We start from the raw sequence: 25,286 nt of genomic DNA, 5'->3' as shown, positions 1-25,286 counted from the left end.
ATCATCATAAAAAAGACCATTTCAATACTCGAAATGGTCTTTTATTTTATAAATAATTTTACTTATCCTGATGACTTTCCGGCAAGTTAGTCTCTCCACTTGTAATACTGATACTCGTTGGCGTTACCAGCTGAATTTTATCCGTATCAAAACGTTCTTTAATCCCTAAATAAGCTTGGCTTCTTACCTGCGCAAGATTAGCACCCACTTTTATCCAGAATTTTACCTGGAGGTTAAATGCTCCTTGCTTCAAATCTGTAAAAATCACTTCCACAGTGTCCAGCTTATCCACATTATCAAGATTTTTAACCACATCAAGAATTCCTTTCTGAGCTTTAGTGATATCTTCATCAGCCGGAATTTCAAAATTTAAAATGATCCTTCGCTGTGGAGAGGCCGTAATATTGTAAAACGGAGCATTGAAAACAACCTGATTAGGGATATAAGCTTTCTTTCCATCATCGGTAAGAATTTTTGTAGTAAGAAACCCGATTTCCTGTACGGTTCCTGAGTGGGTTCCTATGGTAATATAATCTCCTACCTTGTAAGCCTTGTCAATTCCAATCAGCATTCCAGAGAAAATACTGGATACCAGGTCTTTCAGAGCAACCCCGGCAATAACCCCTGCAACTCCTAAGCTTCCGATAAACTTCCAAAGAAAACCGCTGAAACCCATTATTTCAAGAGCAATAAAGGTTCCCATCAGCATGATCAAAAATCTGAATACACTGATTAAGGTGACTAATGAACTCTCTTTGCGACTTTTAGGAAAAAATTTATGAAATAATTTTACCGCTGCCTGGCTTAAATATTTGCTGGTAACCAGGAAAAAGGTAAATACTAAAATTCCAACAATCAGCTTGGGGGTAAGTTCAGCGAAGGTGATGTACCAATTTTCCAATACCTTGTAAACAAGATCTACATACCTGAGTCCGGTTTTCTCCATGAATAAAATTTTAATTAAAGATATAAATTTTCATCAAAAAATTTGCCAGTTCCAAAAAGTCTACTAAATTTGTAGACTATAAAGAAGAAACATTATGTCAATCAAACTAGGAGATACAGCACCCAACTTTCAGGCAGAATCATCGGTCGGCGATATTAATTTTTATAATTATCTGGGAGATTCCTGGGGAATTTTGTTTTCGCATCCTGCAGATTATACACCGGTTTGCACTACGGAATTGGGGTATACAGCAAAGCTTCATTCTGAGTTTGATGCCAGAGATACAAAGGTGATTGCCCTGAGTGTAGATGGAGTAGAAGATCATCAAAACTGGGTGAAAGATATTAATGAAACTCAAAATACCATTGTGAAGTTTCCCATTATTGCTGATAAAGACAGAAAAGTTTCTGAGCTGTATGATTTTATTCATCCCAATGCTTCAGCTACAGCCACTGTACGTTCTCTTCTGATTATTGATCCTTCTAAAAAAGTAAGACTGATTATTACTTATCCGGCCTCTACAGGAAGGAATTTTGACGAGATCCTTAGAGTGCTGGATTCTTTACAGCTGGTAGACAATTACCGTGTGGCTACGCCTGTGAATTGGGAAGTTGGAGAAGATGTTATTGTACCTCCAACCATTTCTACAGAAGATGCCCGGAAAATATTCCCAAAAGGAGTGACGGAGATAAAGCCATATCTGAGATACACCCCTCAACCTAATACATGATTTATTTGATTTTTTATAGTTTAGTTTTAATTTGTACGAAAAGCGCCCCGGAAATAAATTCCGGGGCGCTTTCATTTTTTTTATAAGTATTTCAGTGATTACTTAACGTCGTTGATGATTTGTTTCGCTTTAGACGTTGGAAGATAAATCTGGAAACCTAAACCAAAAGTAATTTTGTTAGTGTATCCACCGCTTCCGAATCCTGCGTTCGCATCATATTTCACCAAACCTTCCAATCCGATGTTTGGTGTGATGAAGTAAGAATAACCAGGTCCGAATCCGAAGTTAAGACCGTTAGAAGAAGAACCTCCTTTAGAGATAGACATTCCTCCAACACCTACGTTACCTTCGAAGAACCATCTTCCGTGGTGTAGTAAGTTGTTTACTCCCTGCTCTCCCGGGTTAAGATAGTAACGTCCTAATGCTCCTACATTATATGTAAAAGTAGTGGGTGCATCTTTAGCTCCTTTGAAACCTAAATCTACGTATCCCCCAACTGCGATATTATCTTCGATGAAATAGGCTCCTTTTGGCTGAATTGCAAAGTTATATCCTGCTCCTTCATTTAACCCAAAATTTGCCCCTACAAGGTTACCCCCTACCATCCAATTACCTTTTTGAATCTGAGCGTTGGCAGTTGCTGTTAAGCCTGCTACGGCTAATATCCCTGTTAAAATAAGTCTTTTCATAATTTATTATTTTAATAATTAAATGTTTATTATTCACGAATTATAGAAAAAACAATAAATGTGCCAGACTCTTAATTTTACGTAATTTTTCTAAACAAACGTTAAGATTTTCAGTGAGATATAGTTTATTTTTTTAACCTATCGGCTTTATATGTTATGATAATAAAGAAAATAAAATGGTTGTTTTAAGAAAAAAATGATAAAAGTAGATAATATATCATTAATTATATAAAACACTTATTTTTCTTTGCCCATTCGGAATTTAAATAAATAAAAGGATCACCGAAATGATCAGTCCTGCAATCGTAAATTTGATTCCACGTTTGAATGCTTTGGTCTTAGGATTAAACATCCAGAAACTTGAGATGACGAAAAAGAAAAGAGAAACTCCGAAGAATACGCTTAGAGGAGACATCGCATCTTTAGATTGTGATTTGTGAAGCGAAACCATTTTGTCCAATACGAAAGGAAGTTCCTTTTTGGTGTATTTGGCTTTTCCGGTTGCACTGTCATAAGTTCCCTGCTTAAAATAAAGAACACTTCCTTCTGTTTTTTCCACCTCAAGACCTTTCATCTTAAGTTCTTTTTTCAGCTCTTTTTCTGTAAGATTGGCTGCGATATTTTTTTCATATTTCTTTTCACTTTTCAGGAAATCTGTGTCTCTGTACACCAGAAGAATTCCACTTAACGAATATACAGCCATAATTCCGGCAAGGAAATATCCCAGGTAGCGGTGCGTAATTCTCATGAAACTTCTTGTGTCTTTAATCTTATCCATATCTTATTTTTTTTGTTTTTGTTTAAAATTTCAAAAGTGGAAACTGCAAAAATGCAATTTCCACTTTTAGTGAAAGAATTATTATATAAAGAATTCTAGAGTCTGTATGTCAATGTGAAATAATAATTTCTAGGCGTAATCGGATTCACTGAATAATTCTCGTGAACATTGTAATTTACGACATCAAACAGGTTGCCCACTTTCCCCTGGATAGAGAATTTTTTCCACTCGTAGCCTACTGACACGGAAACAGTCGTATAATCTTTCAGATCAAACATTCTGCTCACGTTATTTCTACTTGTGTTTGTAGATTTTGTATCATTCCATCCGGCAATTCTATCCCCGATGTAATAAATCCCAGCTCCGATTTTCAACCCTTTTACGTAGTTTGTAAATTTATAGAAAACAGAAGCATTTGCTGTTGTAGCCGGTGTTCTTACCAGTCTTTGGTTTTCAATATATCCTTTTTCAGGAGTGTCGGTATATACCGAATTGTTATAAGAAAAACCTCCGATTATAGATAAGTTTTCTGTGGGATTTCCTGTAATGTCCAGTTCTACACCACGGCTTCTCATATTTCCTGCAAATTCTTTAAGATTGGTGTCTGTGGAATTTACAGGTACTCCGTTTGGAGCAGAAGCAAACCAATACGTTTGATAGTAGTTATTGTACATAATCTGGTAAGCCGTTAAGTTAACAGCTAAAGCATTATTCCAGAAATTCTTTTTAATACCAATTTCATATTGATCAACCGTTGATGGCTTTATGCTTTGCTTTGATAAAGTATTTAATTGAGCTTGAACATCTGAAGCAGACTGATTGGTATTTACTGTTCCAAATTGATCTGAAGTATATCCTGCATTGGCTGCAAAAGAATTCGTATAAGTTGCAAATACAGAAAGGTTTTCATTTGGAGCATACACCAAACCTACTTTTGGAGAAAATGCATTGTCAGACGTTGAAGAATTAGCGACTTCAATTTTATCATTTAATGTGAAGCGGGTCGTCAGCGTAGGCATATTTTCTATATAAGACCATCTTAAACCTGCAATTACTTTTAATTGTTTTGTTAAGCTGATAAAATCCTGTGCATAGATCCCGATTCTTCTTGTATTGATCCTGTTTCTCGTACTAAGAGTAGAATTCGGCATATCAATACTTCCCCACGTTGATGGATCATCTAAATACAGAAGATTTCTTGGAGCTGCAACAGTATAAGCATAAGCATCTGCCTGACCGTAATCAGCATCTGCCCCAATTAAAACTTTGTGGTTGATTTTTCCAGTATTGAACTCACCATTGATGTTTACCTGTGCTGAAGTATAATTTTGTTCGTTATAAGTTCTGCCAAAAGGTCTTTTCCATGATAATCTGTTAGGATCTACAGTGGTATCTTTGGTGTCATAGATCCATTGCACTCTTTCAGAAGAAAAATAATCTTTTGTATAGTTTTGGTAAGAAGCAATCGCATTTAAAGACCATCTTTCGTTAAATTGATGATTAAAAGTTACATTCGTGGAAGCTTGCTGTACATTTTGATATTGCCAGTTAGTTCCGTAGAAAGTGTTTCTGGAAACAGTATCATTTAATCTGTAGCTTTGATCTTTTTCCGTAATAGAACCAAGCCCGAAATCAGGAGTAAAATTAGTTTTAAGATAATCTGCTTCCACAATCAATTGTGACTTTGGGCTTAAATTGAAAAGGAAGGATGGATTGAAATAATATTTCTCTGATTCTACAACATCTCTGAAACTTTCAGCATGCTCATAGGCTCCGTTTACTCTGAAAGCAATATTTTTAGATAAAGGACCGTAAATATCAACTGTTGGTTTATAGGAATTCCAGCTTCCGCCGTTTAGCCCGATACTTCCGCCAAAATTGAATTTAGGTTTTTTTGTAATCATATTGATAACACCACCAGCTGCTGTATTTCCAAAAAGCATGGCATTGGCACCCTTTAAAACTTCTACTCTTTCCAGACCACTTACTTCAGGGAAAACACCGCTGTTTACTCTTGAACCATTTTTAAAAATATTATCATTTCCTAAAATGAAACCACGCCCACCAAAACTATCCTGAGAATTTCCTCTGGATGAAGTGATGTACAATCCGTTTACATTCTGAAGAACATCACTCAGTTGCTTTGCCTGCTGCTGCTCAATGATTTCGTGGGTAACAATAGCAATGGGCTGGGGAGTTTCCATTACCGTCAGATTGGACTTTGTTGATAATGGTCTTGCCTGGTTGGGATTTCCTGTTTTGTGAAGATTGATATCCTCAATGGTCTGTGTTCTGATGGTATCTGCTTCAGCATTTTTCATCTGAGAACTCGCTGAAACAGCGATGAATAGAAGACCTAAAGAAAGTAATTGTTTTTTCATTTTATTTTTATGTAGAACAGTTTTAAATAAGGCGCAAATGTAAGTATTTGTTTAGAATAGATAAAAATAATTTTATGATTTAAATCATATTTTTATGAGTGGACGAGATGGATTATTTCTATAGCTCCTTTAGACTAAGGGATAGAGAATTTTTTATGAATATATTTGTTAAAAATTATAATATGCAAATGGTAAAAGCAGGGCTTTGTGCCTTTGGAATGAGTGGGAAAGTGTTCCATGCTCCCTTTTTAAAGGAGCACCCGGGATTTTTTATCTCTGCTGTTGTGGAAAGAAGTAAGGAAGAATCGAAGGTGAAATATCCTGAGGCAACGATCTATCGTTCCGTGGAAGAAATGCTTCAGCAGGCAGATGTAGAATTGGTGATCATCAATACTCCGGTTCAGACCCATTATGAGTACGCCAAAAAAGCACTGGAAGCGGGAAAAAATATTATTGTGGAAAAACCTTTTACGGTAAATGTTTCTGAAGCAGAAGAACTGGTGCAACTGGCTGAAGAAAAAGGTTTGTTTCTGAGTGTATACCAAAACCGAAGATTTGACCGTGATTTTCTGCAGGTTCAAAAAAATCTGAATGATAAGAAAATAGGGAATATTAAAGAAGTGGAAATACGTTTTGACAGATTCCGTACCACGGCCAGTGGAAAGCAGCATAAAGAAAGTCCGGATCAGCAGGGATCAGGATCACTTCATGATCTGGGAGCACATCTTGTAGATCAGGCGGTGCAGTACTTTGGGTACCCCGAAAAACTTTTTGCTGATGTATTTTCTATGAAAGGAGCCGAGTTTGCTAATGATTACTTTGAAATTCTCTTATTCTATAAAGATAATCTGAGAGTAAGACTGAAGTCGTCTGTATTCAGTAAAGAAGGACATTATGCTTACACAATTCATGGAGACAGAGGAACTTTCCTGCAGGAAAGAACCGATAATCAGGAAAATGAACTGGTAGCAGGTGCTATTCCTGAATATGGTAAAGAATGGACACAGCCTCTGAAAGAATCGGACGGCATTTTAAATTTTCTGAATGATCATTCAGAAACCGAAAGAATTCTTACTTCCAGCGAAGCCGGAAACTATATGGATTATTACCAGCAGATTTATGAACACATCGTTTTTGGATATGCCTTACCATCTCCGGGAAAAGAAATTATTCAGAATATGAAAATCATTGATGCTTCTCTTGAAAGTGCAAAAGAAGAAAGAATAGTAAAATTATAAATGATGAATGAGTTCAAAGTTTAAAGTTTAAAGTTCAAGGTTGATACCACTCCAGCCCTCGACACTCTGAACTCATTCATATTCTTAAATGAGCTCTTGGAGCTCAAGCCATCTCATTTCGTGGTTTTCCAGTTTTTCTGAAACAGTTTCCAGCTCTGAAGAAAGAGTGGCTATCTTTTCATAATCAGCTTCGTTATTGAGCTTATCCAGAATTTTTGCGCGCTGTTCCTCCAGTTCAGGCATTTCTTTTTCAATCGTTTCCAGTTCCCTTTGTTCTTTAAAGGTCAGTTTTCTTTTAGAATTGGAAGATTGAGTACCTTCTGTGGAAGAAATTACTTCTTTTACAGGATCAGGTTTTGCCACAGCATTTTTTTCCAATGCCTCTTCACGGCTTCTGGCTTCTCTGTATTCTGAGAAATTACCTACAAAATCTCTGATTTTTCCGTTTCCTTCAAAAGCCAGAACATGATCTACAATTCTGTCCATGAAATATCTGTCGTGGGAAACGATAATCAAAGATCCCTGGAATTGCTGAAGAAAGTTTTCAAGAACCGTTAGCGTCGGAAGATCTAAGTCATTCGTAGGCTCATCAAAAATCAGGAAGTTAGGATTCTGATACAGGATATACATCAGGTGAAGCCTTCTCTTTTCACCTCCGGAAAGTTTGGAAATAGGAGAATACTGTGTCTGATCGTCAAATAAGAACAATCTTAAGAACTGTGATGCGGATAAACTTTTACCATTTGCTAAAGGATAAAATTCTGCAATTTCTTTAATGAAATCAATCACACGTTCATCCTCTTTATAGGTAAGGCCTTTTTGTGAGAAATAACCGAAGGAAATAGTTTCTCCTGTTTCAATTTCTCCTTTATCGGCTTTTTCAAAACCTTGAATAATGTTAAGCAGGGTAGATTTTCCCGCTCCGTTCTTTCCAATGATTCCAACCTTTTCTCCACGTTGAAACTGGTAGCTGAAATCTTTCAATAAAACTTTAGATCCAAAGCTCTTGTCAATATGTTTGAGTTCAAGAATTTTATTTCCCAGACGTTTCATTTCAAAATCAAGCTCCAGCCCGTCTTTTCTGGTGTCGGTTTTGGCCACTTTTTCCGTTTCGTAGAAAGCATCAATTCTGCTTTTTGATTTTGTGGTTCTGGCTTTTGGCTGTCTTCTCATCCATTCCAGTTCCTTTCTGTAAAGGTTATTCGCTTTATCAATCGTAGCATTAAGATTCTCCTCACGTATCATCTTGTTCTCAAGGTAAGTTGCATACGAACCATTGTGAACATACAGATTCTGATCCTCCATTTCCCAGATGATATCACAAACACTGTCAAGGAAATATCTGTCGTGGGTTACCAGAAGTAAAGTGATTTTTGCTTTGTTCAGATAATTTTCAAGCCATTCTACCATATCCACATCAAGGTGGTTGGTAGGTTCGTCCATGATAAGAAGGGTATGTCTGTGCTCGGCTCTTGTTTCTGTTAAAAGTTTAGCCAGCGCGACACGTTTGATCTGCCCTCCGGAAAGGGTTCCCATTTTAGCTTCAAGATCTGTAATTTTAAGCTGGGAAAGAATCTGCTTCATTTCATTTTCCAGATCCCAGGCTTTATGAACTTCCATATCAGCCAGTGCTTTTTCAATAAAATCATTATCTGTAGAATGAAGTGAACGATGATAGTTTTTAAGCGCCAGGATAGGCTCGGAATCCAAGGTCATCATAAATTCTTCAATGCTGAGCTTAGGATCATAGTCAATTTCCTGATCAAATAATACCACCTGGATATCTTTGTTGATAATCGCAGTTCCGCTGTCTGCAATTTCCTTACCCATTAGTATTTTAAGAAGCGTAGATTTTCCACTTCCGTTTTTGGCAACAATAGCTATTTTATCTCCTTCATTGATGTGGAAAGAAATATTTTTAAACAAAACTTTGATGCCGTAAGATTTGGTAAGATTTTCTGCAGAAACGTAATTCATTGGGAATTAATAGTTTGATTTTAATTTTGAATTGAAAGGCAAAAATACGAAAATGTAGCCTAAAACTTCCCGGAACCCCTTTTATAAAAATGAATATTTATAATTTTTTAATAGACTGTGTCCCTTGCCTGCAAAAACTAATCAGTAAATTTGATCAGCAACAATAAAATATACAGTTTAAAAATAGTAATAAATAATACAAAAATCTGATGGAAACAATGAAAAAAGTTATCGTCGACATGGATGGAGTAATGGCGGATGTATATCATCAGCTGGTACAATTTGAAAAAAGAGATACAGGAAGGGAAATTGAAATCAGTGATTTGGCTGGTAAGCCTGAAATAGAGTCTTTTCCCAACGGAAAAAAGCATGTGAATGAAGTAGGCTTTTTCAGAACCTTACCGGTAATGAAAGGAAGCCGTGAGGCCATAGAATATCTTAATAATAAATATGAACTTTATATTGTATCTGCCGGAATGGAATTTCCGAACAGCCTACGGGAAAAATATGACTGGCTGGCAGAACATTTTCCTTTTATCACATGGGAACAGATTGTTCTTTGCGGAAGTAAAAGAGTAGTGTCCGGAGATGTCATGATTGATGATTATCCTAAAAATCTGGACCATTTTTCAGGACAAAGGCTGATATTTACCCAACCTCATAATGAACTGATAGAAAATGATACCTATGAAAGAGTTCATTCCTGGGAAGAGGTTATGAATATCCTATAATTCTGAGTTTAAATTCTTGATAGAGCTATGAATTCCGGAAATTTTTAAATAAATTTAACTAAAGGGAGAATAAATTTAATAAAATGTTGGGAGGCCGGCATATTGAAAATAGATATGTTTGCATCAAACTTTTAACATGAAAATATATTCTACTTTATTCTTCCTTGTGGCAGCCTCAGCCTTCCATGCGCAGGTTGTTTCCGGAATTATTGTTTCTAAAAACGAAAATCAGCCTATTCCTTATGTGAAAATCGGGATTGAGAAAAAATCGACAGGCACAATTTCAGATGAACAAGGAAAATTTTCAATTGATCTTTCCAATACAGATCCCCAGCAGAAAATAAAAATAGAAGTTCCGGGATACGATCTTTATCAGGAAACAATACAGGATTTTAAAAAATATGACCAGCAAAAAATATTTTTAACAGAGAAAACTAAAAATATTAAAGAGATTACAATTAAGCCTAAAAAGCTGGTAGATAAAAACTGGGGGGTCAATACCAAAACAAAAAGTGTTATTTATTCTGTTAACCCGGAATTTGACAAAAAAAGTTTTCTTGGAGAAACAGCTTTAGAATTCAACGCTAAGAAAAGATCCAAGCTTAAAAATATCAATCTGAATATAGCCAGCTATGTTTCTACCGAGCCGGTTTTGATGAGATATAGCATTTACAGTGAAAAAAATGGCTTCCCGGATAAAAATATCCTGGAAGAGGAGATTACCGTAAAGCTCACTGAAGATATGATCAAAGATGGAACGTATACACTGGATGTAAGCGACCGTAACATCTGGCTGCAGGGAAAATTTTTTATCGGCATACAGTTTTTAAAAGATTTTGACGGCAGGATTAAAATCAGTGCTGCTTTGTTCAGAACAGGGTTTATAAGAGAGTTTTATGGTGATTGGCAGAAAATGACCATTGCCGCACCAGCCATTAATATTGATGTGAAAATGGATAAAAACGGAAGCAATAATATGAATGAAGATGATTAATACATATGTAGTTTGATCAGCTGGACAATTAATTAACTGTTCCATACATTTCCCTTCTTTCTAATCCAGTGTCAGCCTTTTTAATGACCACGAATTACCATTGTAGACATCAAGATCCACTTTTGTATTGATGCCGTGAACAATACCGTTTTCTGTGAACTGCCAGAAATCCCACTCGTCATCGGGAGAAGGTGAGGGAACATCATTGTAATTGGCAAGCCATAAAGGGTAGCCTTCAAACTCCCCTTTCAAAAAATCTTTATAGTAATGGTAGTACGTGTAGATAATAGGTTTTTCCCCATAGGCTTCCTCTACAATTTTACACCATACTTTCAGGTCTTCAACCAGTTTTTTGTTGGTTTTACGCTTTGGAATTTTTTCAATATCAAGAATAGGAGGAAGATCTCCGCTTTCAAGTTTCACGTTGTCTAAAAAATTATTGGCCTGGATCACGGGATCTTCATCGGCTCTGTAAAAATGATAGGCGCCACGGATAAGCTCATGTTTTTGGGCACTTTCCCAAAATTCATCAAAATGCTTGTCGGCACTGCGGTTTCCCATCGTTGCACGCATCACGACAAATTCCAGCGGAATCGTTTTATTTCCGATGCTGAGACTATCCCATCTGATATCTTCCCGGTTCTGATAATGGGAAACATCAAAACCATAGGTTTTATCAAGATTGCTGGCTAATATTCTCTGAATTCTTGCTGCCTCCTTTTCACTGTTATGAAGCTTTTTATGCTTAAATTTATTAAAGTACAAGGCATAGTAATAGCTGACGGACTGCTTTAAGTAAAGTCCTGTTCCTACTAATGCCGTTATTAAAATTGCCAGTATGACCCATCTTCGGAAAAAATACTTCTTCCGTCTCGATTTATGGACTTTTTTGGCAGTTTTTTTGGTGTACTTTTTCGGTGTCATAAAGTTTTGCAAAACTAACTTTTTTCACTGCGAAATGCTAAAATAAAATCAGTAAATTTGTGTATTATGGAAACACGCGAAAAAATCATCATTATTGGAGGAGGATTTGCGGGGCTGCAGCTTGCAAAAACATTGAATAACAAGAACAAAAAGGTTATTGTTCTCGACCGGATGAACCACCATATGTTTCAGCCGCTTTTTTATCAGGTAGCCTCGGGAAGGATAGAACCTTCCAACATTTCTTTTCCCTTCAGAAAGATTTTTCAGCAATCCAGAAACACACAGTTCCGTATGACTGAGGTGAAAGAAATAGATCCTGCCAACCATAAAGTCATTACCGACGAGGCAGAATTTACTTATGATAAACTCATCATAGCAACGGGCTGTAAAACTAATTTTTTCGGGAACAAAGAACTGGAAGGAAAAGCTTTCGGGATGAAAAATACCCAGGAAGCCATCAGTATCAGGAATCATGTTCTGATGACCTTTGAAAAGCTGATTATTGAAAAAAGCAGGAGCGATGACGGAAACTGGAATATTGTGATCGTTGGAAGCGGGCCTACCGGAGTAGAACTGGCCGGAGCTTTTGCTGAAATGAAAAAGGACATCCTTCCAAGAGATTACCCTTACATGAATTTCGACCATCTGAAGATTATTCTGGTAAGTTCCACAGAAAAACCCCTTGCTGTCATGAGTAGTGAAGCTCAGGAAAAATCTGAGAAATACCTGAAAGATCTTGGTGTTACTTTTTTGAGCGGGGAAGTGGTAACAGATTATGATGGGGACAAAGTACATCTCAGAAGCGGAAAAGAAATACCATCCAATAATGTGATCTGGGCCGCCGGAGTTACAGGAAATGTAGTAGGAGGGTTTCCGGAAGAAAAATTAGTAAGAAACAGATATATTGTAGATCGATATAATAAAATACAGGGTTACGATAATATTTATGCCATCGGGGATATCGCCTATATGGAAACACCGAAGTATCCGCAGGGACATCCTCAGGTAGCCAACGTAGCCATTAATCAGGCCAAAAATTTAGGTAAAAATCTTTTAAAGAAAAGTCAGGAAGAATGGAAAGAATACGAATATGATGACAAAGGCTCATTAGCGACCATTGGGAAGCACAGGGCAGTTGTTGATCTGCCGTTTATAAAATTCCAGGGGTTTCTGGCGTGGTATTTCTGGATGTTTCTCCATTTAATGCTAATTTTGAGCGTTCGTAATAAGCTGGCCATATTCTTCAACTGGATGTGGAGCTATATCAACAAAGATTCTTCTTTAAGATTAATCATTATACCTACTAAGAAAAACGGAACATTACAATGAGAATTGACATAATAAGCGTACTTCCGGAATTGATGGAAAGTCCTTTCAAAACTTCTATTTTGAAAAGAGCAATGGATAAAGGACTGGTAGAAGTACATTTTCACCATTTAAGAGACTGGGCAGTCAATAAGCACAGACAAATTGATGATGAGCCTTATGGAGGCGGAGCAGGAATGGTAATGATGGTTGAGCCGCTGGATAAATGCATTTCAGAGCTTAAATCTCAAAGAAACTATGATGAGGTGATCTATCTGACACCGGATGGAGTTACTTTGAATCAGAAAATTGCCAATTCATTGTCTATCAAAGAAAATCTGATCTTTCTCTGCGGGCACTACAAAGGAATAGACCAAAGAGTAAGAGACCTTCATATTACAAAAGAAATTTCAATTGGAGACTACGTCCTTACAGGAGGAGAACTCGCTGCCTGTGTTTTGGCAGACTCAATTATCAGATTGCTTCCCGGAGTTTTGAATGATGAGCAAAGCGCTTTAACAGACAGCTTTCAGGATGATCTTCTTTCACCGCCCATCTATACAAGGCCTGAAAGTTATAAAGGTTTAGATGTCCCCAAAATCCTGTTAAGCGGAAACTTCGGAAAGATTGAAGAATGGCGTCACGATGAAGCAGTAAGAATCACAAAAGAAAAACGTCCCGATTTACTGTAAACAAGAATTGCCGGAACGAATATAATTCTTGCTTCCACTTAAATTCCATTTATTTATTATAGATGAATGGAATAATATTTGTTGTTATTTAAAAAAGTGTGAAAAATATTAATTATAGTGATTTTAAATTGAAGATTTATTCCGATTATTCCATGTTTTTTATATTGTCTCAATTTTGGTTAATATATTGAAACTGTCAAATAATTGAAAAATTAATTTATAATGATTTATTTCGTTAGTATTTTTTACTATATTTGAATTGTTTTTTATTGGAAAACGATTTGCTGTTTTGAAAGTAAATCACAAAAAAATGAAAAAAAATAATAAATTTACATCTTAAAGTAAAAAGGACATATTAAATTAAAAGTATAGAAATTAGTGTAGATGGAGCTGTTCTCTTTTTATAATGTTGAAAATTTATTTTTGCCCGATCCGAAACCTGTCCACAAATTAGATCCTACCCGGTCAGGATTAAGGAATTGGGATGAAAAGAGATATAAAAATAAGCTTTTTAAAATCTCGCATGTATTTCAGCTGATGAAGGAGGAGAATGATGTATTACCATTTTTAATAGGATTATCTGAAGTTTCCGGAAGGAAAGTCTTGGAAGATCTTGTGGAGATGGAACCCTTTAATTCAGAATATGGAATTGTACATTATAATTCCATGGATGAAAGAAAAGTGGATGTAGCCATGTTATATGATAAAAATAAAGTAGAGGTAATCGATTCAGAAACCATTACTTTCTTTTTTGAAATAGTAAATAAAAACACAGAAAATTACGACACAACCAGAGACGTACTTTTTTCAAAAGTCAGATATAAAGGGGAAATTATTAATGTCTTTATCGCGCATCTTCCCTCTAAACGCGAAAAAGATATCAATAAACCAAAAAGAACCTTTATATTGAATGAAGTCCGGGAACGGATTATGAAAATTGTAAATGCTGACAAAGAGCATGTTATCTTGTGTGGTGATTTTAACGAAAACCCGGATGATGAAAATTTAGTACAGATTCTCTATGACAATGACCGTGAGAAGGTTTTAATGAACCCTTTTCAACAATTGTTTTCTACAAGAAATTATTCTACTTTTCATTATAAATCTGGATTGCTGTATGATCAGATCATTATGTCAAGATCTTTACTTGATAATAAGACGCTGGCTTTTCAGGATGCCCATATTTTTAATTCTGAAAAAATTCGCAGCAGAACCAGAAATTTTGAAGGACGGCCTTTCCGAACTTATGCCGGTACCCGGTATTTAGGAGGATATAGCGATCACTTTCCGGTTTTTGTAAAATTTAAAAATTTACATTAAAAAACATAAATAATAAAAAAGTAGAAAATGAAAAATTCGAGCAACACAAGCTACCATTTAGATTCTATTGACAAAGAAATCATCTACATGTTGATGGATAATGCTAAAACTTCTTTAGCCCACATTTCAAAAAATGTCGGAATTTCCACTACTGCAGTGCATCAAAGAATCAAAAAACTCGAACATGCAGGAGTTATTGAAAATTCAATATCATTTCTTAATCCTAAGAAAATTGGATACAAAGTAATTTCCTACATTGGTGTATTTTTAGATCAGCCAAGCCATTATCCGGAAGTGGTAAAGTCTTTGCATGATATCAACGAAGTAGTGGAAGCCCACTATACGACAGGAAATTATACTATTTTTCTGAAAGTTCTTTGTAAAGACAATGATCACTTAATGCAGATCCTTAGCAAGCTTCAAAAGCTGAAAGGTGTAACCAGAACAGAAACTTTTATATCTTTGGAACAAGGTATTTACAGACAATTGAAAGTATAACGACATGAACATAGCCCAATATTTGGATTCAACTTACCTGAAAACCCCAGAACAATCAGGTATTTCCCACGAAGAAACACTTCAAAAAGATAAAGAACTTGCTCAGGAAGCAATAGATAATGGTATTTTTGCCGTGATGATTCGTCCGGATTATGTATCGGAGGTGAAGAAATATATTCAGGAAAGAAATTCAAATGTTGTAGTAGGAACTGTAATAGGTTTCCACGAAGGAACGTATTCTATTGATGAAAAGCTTGCAGAAGCTTCAAAAGCAATAGAAGACGGAGCAGATGAACTGGATTTTGTTATTAATTATACCGCTTATCTACAGGGAAATATAGAACTGGTAAGAGAAGAATTTGTAAAATGTACCCAATTATCACTTGAGCATCATAAAATTGCAAAATGGATTATTGAAATTGCAGCCTTAACGGATGCACAAATTGCAGATCTTACCAAAAAGATTTCTACCTGGGCAGAAGAAAATTTCTCTGAAAATGAATTGCCGAAAATTTTTGTCAAATCATCAACAGGATTTTATCAGACTGCCGAAGGAAAACCTAACGGAGCAACCTTTGAAGGAATAACAATTATGCTGAGCAATGCCGGCAAACTTCCCGTAAAAGCAGCAGGAGGAGTAAGAACTCCCGAAGATGCTGAAAAAATGATCAAAATGGGGGTTAAAAGAATTGGAACTTCTTCAGCTCTGGGATTAATTAAAAACGAATCTTCATCAGAAGGATATTAATATCAGATTCTTAATATAAAAAAACCATCAGTTTTGCTGATGGTTTTTATTTTATAGCTGTGCCTGATATTCTTCATAGAACTGTTGGGTTTCTTTGATCAGGCTGTCCATTTCTTCCATAGTGAAAACTTCCAGGAATTTTTTTCTGAACTCCTTGAAATGGGGAATTCCTCTGAAATAGTTGCTGTAATGCTGTCTCATTTCAACCAGACCTAGCCTTTCTCCTTTCCATTCAGCACTCCATTCTGCGTGCTGACGAACAGCCAGTAAACGGTCTGAAATGGTTGGCTCAGGTAAATGCTCTCCTGTTTTAAAGAAATGCTTGATTTCATTAAAAATCCACGGATATCCAATAGCAGCACGACCGATCATAATACCGTCACAGGCATACTTTTGCTTATATTCTAATGCTTTTTCAGCAGAATCTATATCACCATTTCCAAAAATCGGGATCTCAATATTTGGATTTTGTTTAATCCTTGAAATGTGTTCCCAGTCTGCTTCACCCTTGTACATTTGAGCACGGGTTCTTGCATGTATCGTAAGGGCTTTAATTCCTGTTTCCTGAAGGCGTTCTGCTACTTCATCAATATTAATGCTGGTACTGTCCCATCCTAAACGGGTTTTTACAGTAACTGGAAGATGGGTAGAGCTTACAACAGCTTTTGTAAGACGTACCATAAGGTCGATATCTTTCAAAACCCCAGCACCTGCTCCCTTGCAGACAACTTTTTTTACCGGACATCCAAAATTAATGTCTACCAGATCCGGATTTACCGTTTCAACAATTCTTGCAGACATGGCCATAGCTTCTTCGTCTCCACCAAAAATCTGTATCCCAACGGGTCTTTCATAATCGAAAATATCCAGCTTTTTACGGCTCTTGATAGCGTCACGAATCAACCCTTCGGAAGAAATAAATTCCGAATACATTAAATCTGCACCATGCATTTTACACAAACGTCTGAACGGAGGATCACTTACGTCTTCCATCGGAGCCAGCAAAAGCGGAAATTCCGGCAGTTCTATGTTGCCTATTTTTATCATGGTGCAAATTTACGAAATTCTGAACATTCATAAATATGATATTATCTATCGGCCTAAATGATTGTTTTGTTTAGAAATTGGAGGATAGAAAAAGACTTTAAATAGTGAATATAAGAGTTGATTGGCTGCCCACTTCCAGTTGTCCATTGTTAGAAGCTTGCTTTTACCTGCATACTTCCGATATGAATGGTACGGTCGCCGGAATTTCTTCCTTCGTAATTAAGATTCAGCTGTATGAACGAGTTGATAGCCTGCTGGATAAATACACTCCACACCTGGTTTTTTCCGGGTTTAAGGCCATCCAGCATCTGGTTTCCTACAATACTGAAATTGTTTCCTGTAAAATCGTTATTGATAAATGAGAAGTTTCCACGGATAGACGTTTTTCTTCGCTCCCACTGGATGGTTCCTGTAACATCAAAAGCCTTAAGAAGTTCTTCGCCATCCAATCTTTGTTTCTGGCGGAAAGCAGAAGATAATTCAGCCTGAATAGCATCGGTGAATTTATAAGTTGCTTTAGGCTTGGTTTCAAAATTATTCAGACGATAATCTCTTGTTTTAAATAACTGTGAAGAGTTTTGGATATCATGAACCGAGTTTTCCCAATCCACTCTGAATTCTTTATTGAACCAATATCCTATGTTCAGGAAATGAGAAGTCTGCTCACGTTCTTCATTACTGAAATTGGCATTGATGAGATTGTCATTGGTGATGAAACGATAATTTCCGTTCCAGCCTGATTTATCGGTTGGATTAAACTGTACGGAAGCCAGAATATTCTGATTTTTAAGAATCTGGTCACTGTTCTTTTCAAAAGGATTCAGCACAAGTACCTTTTCCTTTTTGTAGAAAGAGTTTTGAGAATTTAATGAAATATTAAAATTCCAACGTTTTAAAAATCCATTCTCAGAGTTGAAAACAATGGCCGGATTGACAAACAAAGCCAATTGCAATTTATTTTTATTGGAAGGAATATAGCGTACAGAATTTGTATAGACACGGATGTATTGGGCGAGATCGGAATATTCGGCAATTTCAAATTCGTCCAGCTGCTGAACGCCGTCTCCGTTATAATCCGTCCATTTATAAACACCTTGTCCGTCTGTAACTTTGATGTACTGGAATTCCCTCTGTGCTTCCTGCCCGTTCCCCAGCTCATAGAAAGCCTGAAGCCGCATCCCGTTTCTGAAAAGCTGCTGGTTGTATAAGATGTTTCCAACAACGAAATCATTATTACGGGTTACTTCACCTTCCGCCCCTGCGTAGAAGAATTTCCGGTAGTGAATCAGGGCATTTAAACTGGTTCTTTCGGTTTTGATAATCTGACTTTCAGCCATGATCCCCAGAATATTGTTCATATTCTGAAGCCTGTTATCACGTACTGAGTCGTTATCCCTCATATATACTTTTGCCAGTAATTTGGTTCTTGTGCTGTCCCCGATTTTCTTTTGTAAAAAGATTTCTTTCCAGCTGAAACTCGTGACATCCATAAGCTGGGTATCGTTGTACTTCTTCTCGTTGTGTTCCATGCTTCCACCAATAGCCCAGCTTCCTTTTTTACCGGTAAACTCTGTTGAAACTCCACCACGGATGAATTTTGTATCCTGAAGAGTAGCATTGGTGCTCAGATAAGATAAATTACCTTTAGTAAAGAATTTTCCCGTTAGCCAGCCAAAGTCAAGGTCGTTTTTAATCCCTTTGTAAGAATCCTGTTCATCCAGATAATTGATGCGGTAATTCAACGTAGACTTATTATTCCATTTATTCAGGAAACTGAAGATAAATCTGTTTTGGGTCTTTTTATTGAATTCCTGGGTAAGGTTGAAATCTCTGGAGAATTCTACATCATTGATACGGTCAAGGATATGAAACTGTCTGTCTATATATTGATATTCAAAGCTTGGCGTTCCTTTCCATGCGTTTTTTGTAAAGCTTTTATTTCCAAAAATACGCCATGCATAGCCGATATTCTGATCAGAATCTTTTGATGAAAATAAATTGACATCATAATTACTCAAAGAGATATCTGCACCTATTTTTCCTTCGTTCAGCAGATATTCAGAGTTCAGAGAGTATACCTGGGATTTCTGAGGAGAAGGAAGTTTTCTTACCGCTCTGTAATCTCCGCCATTAGGACCCACATATTCAAAAACACGCCCGTTGTTGGTAGTCTGTGCAATTTTATAATCTCCCTGATTAGCTCCGAAATAAGTAAAAGAAACCTGATAAAGTGTTAAACTCGAATCCGTAGAATATTCATAGAAATTACCTGCGGGACTTAGTTTGTATAAAATTTTATTGACATCATATTCGGTTACAACTCCTGAAGGGGCATACATCAGGTCAGGATTATTTCCGGCATCAGCCAGAATCTGCTCATCTTCTTTAGACAGATTTAAAGAAAGAGGTGCGTTCTTATTGTCATTTTCCATGAACCAGTTGAATCCCACCTTGAATTTTTCTCTCTGATGCTCAAGCTTTCCTGTAAACAGATACCTTGAATAATTCCTGTTGGCATAGTTATAAGAAATCGTGATGAAATTCTGCTGGAAAATAGGACGGAAACTGGTAAAGGTAACTTCACCGGTGTTGTAATTGATGATATAATCCTGGTTTTCACCGCGCTTCATCAGGATCCCATCAATAAAGACCTGTTCAGAACCGGAGATCAGTGTAATAAACTGTTCACCGTTCTTACCTGTCAGACGGTAAGGTCCCTGGTTACCTTCAACCCCCTGAAAACGGATTCTGTGGAATTCACTTCGTGCAACCCCTGCAGAGATATCTAAGAATGTCTTGTTTTCCTTCCCGAATTCTGTCTGAAACTGAAGTCCCATACTTCTCCTCTGGTATTTGGCAAAATAATTTTTAGCTTCTACAAGGTCAAGATGCCCTGCCCTGAGGATAGATTTATCCTTAATATTAAGCTGCATATAGATTTTGTCAAACTCCTCCAAAGTCTGGGTATAACCATCAGCCTGAATCGGCAGGTTATGATCTGAAATACTTGCTAAAATAGTAACATCTTTGGATAACCGCCCTGATATCTGAAGATCCATGGAACTTTGTACAGACTGTCCCTGGTTGTTACCAAAAGTAATCCCACGGATAATAGATCCTTTTGAATTAAGCTCTCCTAAGAATCTCTTTTTATCATTTTTTGCCAGTACGGCTTCATCAATAATGATCTTATTGTGCGTTCTTATAAAATCCAGCGTGTCCTTTGCAAAGATGTCCTGCTCCAGCTTTGCCGCAAGAATACTGTCTCTTTTGATGCTGTCTTCAGGCACGTTGGGATTTTTCCATAAAAATACCTGAGCATTTCCTGAAAATATGCCTACGAAGAACAAAACGAATAGAATGACAAAATTCCGCAACTTTTAAAAATAATTCGTAAAAATAATTAAAAAATGTTAACATTAAGAGGTCAACTATTATTAACAAAAACTTAACCTCTTTATTGTCCCTGAAAAAAAATTAGAATGTAGTTTTGTTAGAGAAAGAAAATTATTAACAACAAAAAATAAATCATGAAAAAACTTTATTCTCTTTTTGCAACAGTTGCACTGAGCGCAGTGGTTTTTGCGCAAACAACTTACCTTTGGGACGGTAGTTCTGTAAATCCTATTTCCGGTACCAACGCTACTATTTCAAGTGTGGCATTTGCAGCAACTCAGGGAAATAATAATGGTACTACCAATTTAATAACTGCTACATCTGTATCTACAGGATATGCAGGAGCAAGCGGATCCAGTAATTTTGGTGCTGCAGCTTTTAAAGAACCACTTTCAACTGCAACAAGCACCTATTTTAGTGTTACTGTTACTCCTGTTGCGGGTAACAAAGTAACTTTGAATTCTCTCAATTTCGGGTCAAGAGGAACATCTACCGGTCCTGGAAAGATTACCGTATATTCAAGCATCGATAATTATGCAACAGCGATAGGAACTGTAAACGTTAACAATAACAGTACATGGACCTTGAATAATATTACTTTTTCAGGGAGTAATTTAGTAGGTGCAGAATCAGCTCCGGTTACACTAAGAATCTATGGAAGTGACAGCCCTGGTACAGGAACTCCATCTTTGGGTACTGCCAATTGGAGAATAGATGATATTTCTTTAACGGTTACTGCATCTAGCGCCACTTTAGCTGTTATCGATTCTAAAAACATAAAGTCAGGAAACTTTGTAAAGAACTCTTTCGTTAAAAATAATGAAATTGTTTTCGGATCTGATGTAAAAGATGTGAAGATTTTCAATAGCTTCGGACAGCTTGTAAAAGAAGCTTCTGTAAGACAAAATGAAACGGTAAGCGTTGCTGAATTGGCAAAAGGAAACTATATCGTTACAGGTACAGTAAACAACCAGCCGGTTTCTCAGAAAGTTCTTAAAGACTAATCCCTTTTAAATAAAAATATAAACAGCCGCTTCATTGAAGCGGCTGTTTTTGTGATTATTTCCTGATGTTTAGCTTTTTGTATCTTATATATTTCCTAATTTGGTGGTATTATTTTTGATGTTTTATGATCAATCCATTTCTAAAATTAATACGATGAAAAAAATCTTTACTCTTGCTGGACTTACATTATTAACTTCTTTTTCAAATGCTCAGATTGTGATCAATGAGATCTATGGCGGGAATGCCAATTCAGGAGCTGTATTAAAGAATAATTATATCGTCCTTAAAAATATCGGAACTACTTTGGTTTCTTTGACGGGAGCAAGTATTCAATATGCTCCGGCGATAGGTGCTTTTACAGAATATCATACGCTTCCGGATTTGACATTAGGACCTGAAGAAACCTATTTGATTCAGGAATCAGCGATTGAAGGAGGTGTAGAAAATCTGCCAACACCGGATTTTATTGCAACTACAATCGTAAATTTTGATGGAACTCCCAATAAATCTTCAGGATTAAAAATTTCCAACGTATCAGGAAAAGTTGCATTAGCGGGAAATATAGTGCAGGTCACAGGGCCTTCTGCATCCAATGTTCTGGATTTTGTAGGGTACGGATCCAATGCAGATCAGTTTAAAGGAGACGGGCCGGCTCCTTCTCCCACTACAACCACGGCTATCAGGAGAAATTTAGTAGGAAGTAATGATAATATGGCAGACTTTTCCCTCGAAGGCAGTGTGAAGTCAGGTTTTGTACAAAATCCATTTATAAAAGACAGTAAAGTCGTGTTCGGAACTGAGGTGAAAGATGTGAAAGTTTACGATACATTCAGACAGGTCGTTAAAAAATCACCTACTAAGCTGGCCTCAACTCTTGATATTGCAGAGCTTCCAAAAGGAACTTATATTGTGACGGGAACCATTAACAATATTCCGATTTCACAGAAAATTATAAAAGATTAGTTTTAAATAAGAAAGGACAACCGATAACAGGTTGTCCTTATTTTTTATTTTTCAGAATCTTAATACCAACCTCTTCTCGCTGCATTAATAATGGATCCGAGATTAAGAATTAAAGTGTATCTGATACGCTTCCCATAATCTTTGAATGAAGGTTCAAATCCTAAAGACGACTGTATCGGGAAATACACTTCCAGAAAATCGGGGATGATTCTTACTTTAACTCCGGTGTCCCAGATGAATTTGGCGGGAAGATCTTTGTTTTTATACACTCCCGCATCCGCATATACATGGAAGATTTTCCATACACTTGAATCCACGTTGGCAGAGGTGATCCATTGGTTGACTGTTCCCGGAAGAAAAGATTTAAAACCACCATCAGCTAATATGAACTGCTGGGAAAGAAGCCCGCTGCTGGCACTTTCTCCCAAAAGCGTATAAGAGAATGAATAGTTGGAAACCCTGGAAATCCCATAGTCGAAGAGGTTATTTCTGGTGTTGTTTCTTAAGAAATATCCGGCGAATAAACGTAAGCTCAGCTTTTGTTTTGGAGCAAATTCCCATCTGTAGAAGCCTTCAGCCGTTATTTTATTGAAATCTTCCATTCCCTGGGTGCTCAGGCTGAAACTTTTTTCATGAATCATCTGGCTGTCGCTATAGCCATATCCGATACTCCAGAGGTTATATTTGCTGTAATCATTATTGGCAATCATCTTAGGACTCAGATCCCTTTCAAAATAATTATAGGATACGCCAAGACTTCTGCTAACGGTACTTCTCGGGTTTTTTCTGAAGTTAATAGAAGAAGATATAGAAGTCTTTCTGTAGGCAAGATCATAATCATAATGAAAATAAGAGCCGGAAACCCCGAATGTAAGACTTCTGATAATGCTTTCTGCAGGCAGAATAGAATAGGAGACAGCTCCTGAACCGGTAAGTTTCCCTGTTCCGGTACTATAGGTTGGAGTCACCGAATACAAAAGTTTCTGATCAAAGAAAGATTGATTTTTAAAATTGGCTCCCAAAAGAAATTTATCATACGTATTGTTGAAACGAACCCTTGGGCTGATGTAAATCTCATTGTATTCCGGGTTGGGAATATCTTTTATTAATTTAAGTTTAATTTTTTTTGCATTGGAAAATAATCCTTTCGCATACAGGAAGTTGTTCCTGTAATTGGATTCAGGAAAGATATAGCCACTGTTTAAGGTGGTTTTGTAAATATTCTCTGATGCAGGAAGCGACAGGCTGGTGGTACGTTCATTTTCCTCCGTGTCTATCCAATACGCTTTCTTTTCTCCTTCTCTGGTTTCTGTTTCCAGCTTTACAGGAATAGAAATATCTGTATTTCTTACAATTTTTATTTGCAGGGAGTCATTATCTTTTCTAATGTTTTTTAATTTAAAATCAACCCTGTTCTTTTGTTTGAAAAAGTTGGACAGATAGGCTGTTGATGTATTGTTTTCAGAAAGAGATGACAGGAATTCTTCAGGATTAATTTTTTTTCCGGAATTTTTAGAAATATAATTTTTTACAATCCCATCGAATTGTTCATATCCCATTTTGTCTGCCGAGTAGTTGAAAAGGCTTCCTGTTTCAAAGCTGCTGATGGCCATATCATTGAAATTACTCAGAACAGGGAAATGTTCATCAATTTTCTGATCAAGGTTCTGCAGCATGATATACTGATAGGAAAGTCCGTAGCGGTCCAGAAGTTTTACTTTGGAGGCGTGGAATAACTTTAATGGTTTAAGTCCAAAGATTCTGGTCTCTGGAAGTGTCCCTAGAAGTTTCGTATCAGCGTAGAATTTTTTGAGGTACTGAATTTCAAGATAAGATTTTAAACCATTTTTAAACCAGTGGTCTTTTTCTTTATCTGCAATAACGCCTTCGTCAAGAATTTTCTTGGCAATGATCCCGAAATAATCCATATCGGTTTTTTCGGTCTCGGTAAACAGGCGGAATCTGAATTTCCAGAAAGTAATATCATTATTCCCGAAAAAGTCTTCTTTGGCTCTGAATTTATCTGAGATAAAAATACTTTTCGGAAGATACCCGATGCGTTCCTTGATAAATTTTAATTGTAAAGGAAGATAAAACTCCAGGTTTTGTTTTTCATCCGGTTTCAGATTATATCCAAATTTGATTTCGATTTCCTCTCCGTCAACATTGGTTTTTATGGATTGAAATGCTGTCGGAGAAATTAAAAACTCAGGATCCGAATCGAGATAGCCCTTAAATGAGTTCATCTGAACCTGCGGAAGGTTACCTTCAACAAAACTGTTCACAGGAATATCAAAATTGACGGTCCAGAAAGTATTAAAGCTTACCTGTTCCTCAATATCATGATAGTTTCTTCTGGAAATATTGTCCGGATCAAAATGATCCGGAACAATAAAGAAATATTTTAATACAGTATTCTGGGCGGATGTTCCGTATCCCGTAAAAGTTTTATCGGGAAGCTGCATCCTGTATTGCAACTGTAGAGTGACGCTTTCGCCGGGTTTTAATACATTTTTCAGAGGAATAAAAAGATTTTCATCTGAGAGGGTATTGACAGGAAGGGCTTCATTTTCAGAATTTTTAATGTTCAGTTCCAGAAGTTTTCCCAATTGGTCATTTTTTGCAAAATGCAAATCATTATTCCGGTCTTCCAGTTTTCTGTAGACTAAAGAAGTTCCCCGTTTATTGTACGCGGCAACCCAATTCAGGAGTTTTACGGTCTGCAGGTCTTTCCCGGATTGATTATAATAAACCATTTCCTGGCGGACCTCGAGGTTTTTTTTGTCAGGAGACAGTTTTGTTTCAATGTATATACTGTCTGTCTGTGCAGAAACCTGTACAACTCCCCATAACAAAATAAGGCAAATGCTGATCTTTTTCAAATATTCGTGATAAAGCTCAAATATAACTTATTTTGTATATAC

The 25,286-nt window shown here is 36.6% G+C and carries 20 protein-coding genes; 11 read left to right on the top strand and 9 right to left on the bottom strand.

Features of this window, described 5'->3' with window-relative positions; genetic code table 11:
* Positions 1–58: 58 nt before the first annotated feature.
* Entirely contained in the window at positions 59–946 is an 888-nt protein-coding gene (locus LIV57_RS12960) for a mechanosensitive ion channel family protein (RefSeq protein WP_202841305.1), read from the bottom strand.
* A gap of 94 nt (positions 947–1,040) precedes the next feature.
* Between LIV57_RS12960 and LIV57_RS12955 the strand changes: the two genes are divergently transcribed.
* Entirely contained in the window at positions 1,041–1,676 is a 636-nt protein-coding gene (locus LIV57_RS12955) for a peroxiredoxin (RefSeq protein WP_227942906.1), read from the top strand.
* Between the two features lie 98 nt (positions 1,677–1,774).
* Here LIV57_RS12955 and LIV57_RS12950 read toward each other — a convergent pair whose 3' ends face one another.
* The 3 genes from LIV57_RS12950 to LIV57_RS12940 all read right to left on the bottom strand — a co-directional run bounded on the left by LIV57_RS12950 (position 1,775) and on the right by LIV57_RS12940 (position 5,524).
* A complete protein-coding gene (locus tag LIV57_RS12950; RefSeq protein ID WP_202841303.1) occupies positions 1,775–2,365 on the bottom strand; it encodes a hypothetical protein in 591 nt (196 codons plus the stop codon).
* A 262-nt stretch (positions 2,366–2,627) separates the two neighbouring features.
* Positions 2,628–3,143, bottom strand: a complete 516-nt coding sequence (locus LIV57_RS12945) for a hypothetical protein (protein WP_227942905.1) — start codon at positions 3,141–3,143, stop codon at positions 2,628–2,630.
* 95 nt (positions 3,144–3,238) lie between these two features.
* Positions 3,239–5,524, bottom strand: a complete 2,286-nt coding sequence (locus tag LIV57_RS12940; protein WP_227942904.1) for a TonB-dependent siderophore receptor — start codon at positions 5,522–5,524, stop codon at positions 3,239–3,241.
* Between the two features lie 182 nt (positions 5,525–5,706).
* On the opposite strand from LIV57_RS12940, the gene LIV57_RS12935 reads away from it, so the two are divergent.
* Complete coding sequence (locus LIV57_RS12935; protein ID WP_227942903.1) at positions 5,707–6,762, top strand: Gfo/Idh/MocA family oxidoreductase; 1,056 nt, start codon at positions 5,707–5,709, stop codon at positions 6,760–6,762.
* 84 nt (positions 6,763–6,846) lie between these two features.
* Here the strand turns inward: LIV57_RS12935 and LIV57_RS12930 are convergent, their stop codons facing one another.
* The gene (locus LIV57_RS12930; protein WP_227942902.1) at positions 6,847–8,739 is read right to left on the bottom strand and encodes an ABC-F family ATP-binding cassette domain-containing protein; all 1,893 of its coding nucleotides are present in this window, start codon (positions 8,737–8,739) and stop codon (positions 6,847–6,849) included.
* 218 nt (positions 8,740–8,957) lie between these two features.
* Between LIV57_RS12930 and LIV57_RS12925 the strand changes: the two genes are divergently transcribed.
* A complete protein-coding gene (locus LIV57_RS12925) occupies positions 8,958–9,470 on the top strand; it encodes a 5' nucleotidase, NT5C type (RefSeq protein WP_202841295.1) in 513 nt (170 codons plus the stop codon).
* Positions 9,471–9,606: 136 nt separating this feature from the next.
* Positions 9,607–10,464 carry a carboxypeptidase-like regulatory domain-containing protein gene (locus LIV57_RS12920; RefSeq protein ID WP_227942901.1) on the top strand — a complete coding sequence of 286 codons (858 nt, stop codon included), beginning with the start codon at positions 9,607–9,609 and terminating at the stop codon, positions 10,462–10,464.
* Between the two features lie 60 nt (positions 10,465–10,524).
* Here LIV57_RS12920 and LIV57_RS12915 read toward each other — a convergent pair whose 3' ends face one another.
* Complete coding sequence (locus LIV57_RS12915; protein WP_227942900.1) at positions 10,525–11,388, bottom strand: glycoside hydrolase family 25 protein; 864 nt, start codon at positions 11,386–11,388, stop codon at positions 10,525–10,527.
* Positions 11,389–11,454: 66 nt separating this feature from the next.
* Between LIV57_RS12915 and LIV57_RS12910 the strand changes: the two genes are divergently transcribed.
* The 5 genes from LIV57_RS12910 (at position 11,455) to deoC (ending at position 15,951) form a co-directional block, all read left to right on the top strand.
* A complete protein-coding gene (locus tag LIV57_RS12910) occupies positions 11,455–12,717 on the top strand; it encodes an NAD(P)/FAD-dependent oxidoreductase (RefSeq protein WP_227942899.1) in 1,263 nt (420 codons plus the stop codon).
* Positions 12,714–13,385 carry a tRNA (guanosine(37)-N1)-methyltransferase TrmD gene (gene trmD, locus LIV57_RS12905; protein ID WP_110008092.1) on the top strand — a complete coding sequence of 224 codons (672 nt, stop codon included), beginning with the start codon at positions 12,714–12,716 and terminating at the stop codon, positions 13,383–13,385. Before LIV57_RS12910 ends, trmD begins: the two co-directional genes overlap by 4 nt.
* Before the next feature lie 384 nt (positions 13,386–13,769).
* Positions 13,770–14,705: an endonuclease/exonuclease/phosphatase family protein gene (locus LIV57_RS12900; protein ID WP_137906159.1), complete on the top strand. Its 936-nt coding sequence runs from the start codon at positions 13,770–13,772 to the stop codon at positions 14,703–14,705.
* A 27-nt stretch (positions 14,706–14,732) separates the two neighbouring features.
* On the top strand, positions 14,733–15,203 hold the full coding sequence (locus tag LIV57_RS12895; protein WP_002976659.1) for an Lrp/AsnC ligand binding domain-containing protein: 471 nt from the start codon (positions 14,733–14,735) through the stop codon (positions 15,201–15,203).
* A gap of 4 nt (positions 15,204–15,207) precedes the next feature.
* On the top strand, positions 15,208–15,951 hold the full coding sequence (gene deoC, locus LIV57_RS12890) for a deoxyribose-phosphate aldolase (RefSeq protein ID WP_227942898.1): 744 nt from the start codon (positions 15,208–15,210) through the stop codon (positions 15,949–15,951).
* A 51-nt stretch (positions 15,952–16,002) separates the two neighbouring features.
* Here deoC and dusB read toward each other — a convergent pair whose 3' ends face one another.
* Positions 16,003–16,998 carry a tRNA dihydrouridine synthase DusB gene (dusB, locus tag LIV57_RS12885; RefSeq protein ID WP_110008089.1) on the bottom strand — a complete coding sequence of 332 codons (996 nt, stop codon included), beginning with the start codon at positions 16,996–16,998 and terminating at the stop codon, positions 16,003–16,005.
* Between the two features lie 149 nt (positions 16,999–17,147).
* The gene (locus LIV57_RS12880) at positions 17,148–20,375 is read right to left on the bottom strand and encodes a hypothetical protein (RefSeq protein WP_227942897.1); all 3,228 of its coding nucleotides are present in this window, start codon (positions 20,373–20,375) and stop codon (positions 17,148–17,150) included.
* A gap of 153 nt (positions 20,376–20,528) precedes the next feature.
* Between LIV57_RS12880 and LIV57_RS12875 the strand changes: the two genes are divergently transcribed.
* Positions 20,529–21,398, top strand: coding sequence for a T9SS type A sorting domain-containing protein (locus LIV57_RS12875; protein WP_227942896.1), 870 nt, complete (start codon positions 20,529–20,531; stop codon positions 21,396–21,398).
* Between the two features lie 154 nt (positions 21,399–21,552).
* Positions 21,553–22,362 (top strand): T9SS type A sorting domain-containing protein, encoded by an 810-nt coding sequence (locus LIV57_RS12870; RefSeq protein ID WP_202841283.1) that lies wholly within the window; start codon positions 21,553–21,555, stop codon positions 22,360–22,362.
* A 59-nt stretch (positions 22,363–22,421) separates the two neighbouring features.
* Here LIV57_RS12870 and LIV57_RS12865 read toward each other — a convergent pair whose 3' ends face one another.
* A complete protein-coding gene (locus LIV57_RS12865; RefSeq protein ID WP_227942895.1) occupies positions 22,422–25,244 on the bottom strand; it encodes an aminopeptidase in 2,823 nt (940 codons plus the stop codon).
* Between the last annotated feature and the right edge of the window lie 42 nt (positions 25,245–25,286).

The organism is Chryseobacterium sp. X308 (assembly GCF_020733145.1).
Taxonomy (GTDB): domain Bacteria; phylum Bacteroidota; class Bacteroidia; order Flavobacteriales; family Weeksellaceae; genus Chryseobacterium; species Chryseobacterium cupriresistens.
Note: the sequence above shows the minus strand (reverse complement) of the source record. Positions and strands in the feature narration are given on the sequence as shown.